This is a genomic window from Saccharomonospora iraqiensis subsp. iraqiensis, assembly GCF_000430445.1.
Classification (GTDB): domain Bacteria; phylum Actinomycetota; class Actinomycetes; order Mycobacteriales; family Pseudonocardiaceae; genus Saccharomonospora; species Saccharomonospora iraqiensis.
In genome coordinates, this window is sequence record NZ_KE387074.1 from 13,151 (window position 1) to 17,982 (window position 4,832).

The following is a 4,832-nucleotide window of genomic DNA, read 5'->3' on the forward strand; positions in this document are numbered from 1 at the left end:
CGCCCGCCGGGCGGCGGTGACACCGACGGTGAACCCGGCGAGGTCGGCGACGCCCGCCGCGGGGCCGGTCACGGGGCCGCGACCTGCACGACGCCGTCGACCACGCGCACCGGGTGGGTCGGCACCCGCACCGACGTGTCGTCCAGGCAGACACCGGTGCGCAGGTCGAACCGCTGCTTGTACACGGGTGAGGCCACCACGGGCGCGCCCGCGTGCTCGCCCACGATGCCGCGGGAGAGCACGGCGGCACCGCTGAACGGGTCGATATTGGACAGTCCGTGCAGGCTGTCGTCGTCGGTCCGGAAGATCGCCACCTGCACGTTCCCGTCGAGTAGGGCGGCCACCCCGTCGGCACGCGGCACGTCGGCGAGCCGGCACACGGCCACCCACCCCGCTCCCGAGGGGTCCGGCCCCGGCACGTCGTGCGCGCGGTCGCCGGTCGCTGGGTCCCCGGCCGCAAGGTCTCCGGCCGCTGGGTCGCCGGTCGTGGGCTGTCCGGTCTTGGGCTGTCCGGTCGGGGTCATCGGTGCGGCACCTCCGGGGTCGGCAGGAGCACGGGGACGTGCTGCTCGCGTTCCACCTCGAACGCCACGGTCGGGTCACCGACGCCGGGGGCGTTGACGAAACTGGTGAACCGGGCGAGCTTGTCCGGGTCGTCCAGCACGTCCTTCCACTCGTCGGTGTAGCCGGCGATGTGTTCGGCCATCGCCCGGTCCAGTTCGGCGCCGATACCGAGTTCGTCGTCCACGACCACCGCGCGCAGGTGGTCGAGCCCGCCGTCCAGTTCCTCCAACCACGCCGCGGTGCGCTGCAGCCGGTCGGCGGTGCGGACGTAGAACATCAGGAACCGGTCCACGATCCGCACCAACGTCTCGGTGTCCACATCGGATACCAACAGCTCGGCGTGCCGGGGCAACGCCCCGCCGTTGCCCCCGACGTAGAGGTTCCAGCCGCGCTCCGTCGCGATGATGCCGATGTCCTTGCTCCGCGCCTCCGCGCATTCCCGGGCGCAGCCGGACACCCCCGCCTTGATCTTGTGCGGCGAGCGCAATCCCCGGTACCGCAGCTCCAGTTCCACCGCCAGGCCGACGCTGTCCTGCTGGCCGTAGCGGCACCAGGTGGTGCCGACGCAGGACTTCACGGTGCGCAGCGCCTTGCCGTAGGCGTGGCCGGACTCGAACCCGGCGTCGACCAACCGCCGCCAGATCGCGGGCAGCTGTTCGACGCGGGCGCCGAGCAGGTCGACCCGCTGCCCTCCGGTGATCTTGGTGTAGAGGCCGAACTCGCGGGCCACCTCGCCGAGCACGATCAGCTTCTCCGGGGTGATCTCCCCGCCCGGTACCCGGGGCACGACCGAGTAGGTGCCATTGCGCTGCATGTTGGCGAGGAAGTGGTCGTTGGTGTCCTGCAGGCCCGCCTGCTCGCCGGAGAGGATGTGCCCGTGGCCGAGGGTGGCCAGGATGGAGGCCACCGTGGGTTTGCACACCGCGCACCCCCGGCCCCGGCCGTACCTGGAGATCAACTCGCTGAAGGTGCCGATCCGGGTGGCGCGCACGATCTCGAACAGCTCGGCGCGGGACTGCTCGAAGTGCTCGCACAACGCCGTGGACTGCTCCACCCCGCACGCCGAGAGCAGCGTGCCCAGCATCGGCACGCACGAGCCGCACGAGGTGCCCGCCCGGGTGCACGCCTTGAGCGAGGCCACGCTGTCGCACCCGTCGTCGACGATCGCGCGGGTGAGTGCCCCCTTCGTGACGGCGTTGCAGGAGCACACCTGGGCGGAGTCGGGCAGGGCGTCCACGCCGACCGCCGCACCCCCGCCCTCCGGGGCGAGCAGGGCGGCGGGTTCGTCCGGCAGCTCCGAGCCGACCAGGCCGCGCAACAGGTTGTACTCGCCGGCGTCACCCACCAGCACCCCGCCGAGCAGGGTGCGGGCGTCGTCGGAGACCACCAGCTTCTTGTACGTGCCCGCGACCGCGTCGGCGACGGCCACCTCCAGTGCGCCCGCGGAGGTGGCGTGGGCGTCGCCGAAGGCGGCCACGTCCACCCCCATCAGCTTGAGCTTGGTGGCGGTGTCCGCCCCGCCGAACTCCGCGTGCTTGCCGAGCAGGATGGCGGCGGCGACCTCGGCCATCGTGTAGCCGGGGGCGACGAGCCCGTACACCCGGCCGTCGACGGCCGCGCACTCGCCGACCGCGAACACGTCCGGGTCGCTGGTGCGGCAGGAGGTGTCCACCAGCACGCCGCCCCGCGGTCCGAGCTCCAGACCGCAGTCGCGGGCCAGTTCGTCCCGGGGCCGGATCCCGGCGGAGAAGACCAGCAGGTCGATGTCGAGTTCGGTGCCGCTGCCGAGGCGGGCGCGCAGCCGGTCCCCGTCGGGCTCGATCACCTCGGTGGACGTTCCGGTGTGCACGGTCACGCCCAGGTCGGTGATCAACCGGTGCAGCACCGCACCGCCACCCTCGTCGACCTGCACCGGCATCAGCCGGGGCGCCATCTCCACCACGTGCGGGGACAGACCCATGTCGCGCAGCGCCTTCGCCGCCTCCAGCCCGAGCAGGCCCCCGCCGACGACCGCGGCGGACGGCCTGCCCACCCCGGCGCGGGCGCGGGTGACGGCATCGGAGATGGCGTCCAGGTCGTCGATCGTGCGGTACACGAAACACCCGGGCAGGTCGTGCCCCGGCACCGGGGGCACGAACGGCCGGGACCCGGTGGCCAGTACCAGCGCGTCGTAGTGCACGACCTCGCCCGAGGCGGTACGCACGCACCGGCCCGCCCGGTCCACCGCGACGACCGGATCCCCGAGCCGCAGTGTGACCGCGTCGTCGGCGGCGTAATCGGCCCCCGGCAACGCGAGCGCGTCCGCGTCCCAGTCGTCCACGTACGACGTGAGACCCACGCGATCGTAGGCGGGGCGAGCCTCCTCGCCGAACACGACGATCCGCCAGGTCCCGTCGGTATCCGCGGACCGCACGGCCTGCACCAGCCGGTGGGCGACCATGCCGTGCCCGACGACAACCAGCGTTCGACTCATCGGCAACCTCCGTAGTGACGGCTGCGGTCCATACTCACCGGCAGCGGTGTCCGGGCCGATTCCGCGGCGTTGCGGCGGTGTTTCCGCTTCCTCCCACGGAATCCCGGCCACGGTGCTCACACCCGCGCGTGGGGGAGACCGGGCTCGCGGTCGACGGCGAACCGCCTGCGCAGGTAGAACCACCAGGTGGCGGCCAGGCAGCCGACGTAGAAGGCCACGAGCACCAGCAGTGCCGGACGGATGCCCGCACCCGCGTCGTCGAGGGAGGACCGGAACACGAGGTTGATCAGCACACCCCCGAAGGCGCCGACCGCCCCGCACACACCGACGACGGCCCCCGCCTGCCGCCGGGCGGAGGCGGCCACCACCGCCGGATCGGTGCCGCGGTTCCCGGCCGCGCGCTCGGCCTCGGCGGCGAAGATGACCGGGATCATCCGGTAGGTCGACCCGTTACCGATGCCGGTGAGCACGAACAGGGCCACGAACGCGCCGAAGAACAACGGGAAGTCCTCGCGGGACACCCCGGCCAGCACGCCCAGTGCGCCGAGTACCAGCGCGACGAAGGTCCACAGCGTCACCCGGGCGCCCCCGATCCGGTCGGAGAGCCACCCGCCCAACGGCCGGGTGACCGACCCGATCGCGGCCCCGAGGAACGCCAGCGACACGTACTCACCGTGGTCGGTGAAGCTCATCGAGATCAGCGTCGGGAAGGCGAAGGAGAAGCCGAGGAACGACCCGAACGTGCCGATGTAGAGCACCGACATCACCCAGGTGTGCCGGTTGCGCAACGCCGAGCGGTAGGAGTTCCCGTCCGGCCTGGCCGCGGTGACGCTGTCCATGAACGCCCACGCGCAGGTGGCCGCCACGATCACCACGGGCATCCACATCAGCGCCGCGTAGGCCAGGTTGGTCCCGGTGCCGAGACCGATCACCACCGGGACCAGCAGCTGTGACACGGCCACACCGAGGTTGCCGCCCGCCGCGTTCAACCCGAGCGCCAACCCCTTGCGGTGCTCCGGGAAGAAGAACGAGATGTTGGCCATCGACGAGGAGAAGTTCCCCCCGCCGAAGCCCATCGCCGCCGCGGTGAGCAGGAAGAACCAGTACGGTGTGCCCTCGTTCGTGACGGCGTGGGCCAGCATCAGGCACGGGATCAGCAGCAACGACGACGACAGGGTCGTCCACGCCCGCCCGCCGAGCAGCGGGACCGCGAACGTGTACGGCACCCGCAGCGCCGCGCCGACCAGGTTCGGGACGATGAGCAGCCAGAACGTCCGCCCGACGCCGAAGTCGTAGCCCACGGAGTCCAGGTGGACCACCACGATGCTCATCAACGTCCACACGCTGAACCCGAGGTGCTCGGCGAAGACCGAGAACACCAGGTTCTTCCACGCGGTGGCCCGGCCGCCACCCCGCCAGCAACGCGGATTCTCCGGCTCCCAGTGGTCCAGCCACCGTCCGCGCCATCGGAAGGCCTCCGGCGCCGGTGTCGGTGGCGGTGTCGTCGTCGCGGTCCCGGGTGCGCGGGCCATGGGCGTCTCCTTTGCCGTGTGCGGATGCGGAACGGTCGGCACGGAGCGTCCCGTCGGCGGGTTTCCGCGGTGCCGTCGACGCGGTGGCGGCCGTGCTACGTCCTCCGCACCGCGCCGTCGGCACCCGGTGAGCACCCGGCCCGGATCCGGACCCCGGATGTCCGGGAGGGTCCGGGAGGGTGGGCGGGTTCAGGCCGTGTCCGCCAGCCAGTCGGCGATGCCCCGCACGGCGTCGGCGCAGCCGCCGCATCCGGTGCCCGCCC

Annotated in this window: 3 protein-coding genes; all 3 read right to left on the minus strand. The window is 72.3% G+C overall.

The window, feature by feature from the left end; genetic code table 11:
* Positions 1-68: 68 nt before the first annotated feature.
* Positions 69-386: a nitrite reductase small subunit NirD gene (nirD, locus tag ACTIR_RS0108520; RefSeq protein ID WP_026453949.1), complete on the minus strand. Its 318-nt coding sequence runs from the start codon at positions 384-386 to the stop codon at positions 69-71.
* Positions 387-520: 134 nt separating this feature from the next.
* Positions 521-3,037 (minus strand): nitrite reductase large subunit NirB, encoded by a 2,517-nt coding sequence (nirB, locus tag ACTIR_RS0108525; protein ID WP_026453950.1) that lies wholly within the window; start codon positions 3,035-3,037, stop codon positions 521-523.
* A gap of 116 nt (positions 3,038-3,153) precedes the next feature.
* Positions 3,154-4,569: an MFS transporter gene (locus ACTIR_RS0108530; RefSeq protein WP_026453951.1), complete on the minus strand. Its 1,416-nt coding sequence runs from the start codon at positions 4,567-4,569 to the stop codon at positions 3,154-3,156.
* Positions 4,570-4,832 lie beyond the last annotated feature (263 nt).